This is a genomic window from Lactiplantibacillus herbarum, from assembly GCF_001039045.1.
In the GTDB taxonomy this organism is placed as follows: Bacteria; Bacillota; Bacilli; order Lactobacillales; family Lactobacillaceae; genus Lactiplantibacillus; species Lactiplantibacillus herbarum.
Genome location: NZ_LFEE01000036.1, coordinates 18847 through 19048, shown reverse-complemented (window position 1 = coordinate 19048; position 202 = coordinate 18847). Strand labels below are relative to the sequence as shown.

The window sequence follows — 202 nt, the reverse complement described above, 5'->3', positions numbered from 1 at the left end:
TCAAGAAGGTATATAAGATTGTTTCCAAAGAGCGTGCTGAGCAGAGAACTGAAGAGTACGCTGAGAAAGCGGCTAGGAAGCTCGAAGAGCAAGCTAGAAGGAATAAAAAAGGGGCCAACAAGGCTGTAAGTGAGATTACCAAGCGAAAAGCTGCAGAGCTTTTGGCCAAAGAGAACTCTGAAAAAGCAGCAAGAGCTGCAGC

The 202-nt window shown here is 46.0% G+C and carries 1 protein-coding gene; it reads left to right on the top strand.

All coding sequences use genetic code 11. The features are described 5' to 3' along the window. Window positions 1–202: hypothetical protein (locus tag ACG95_RS14790; RefSeq protein ID WP_048000497.1), on the top strand; the 202-nt coding region annotated here is incomplete at both ends.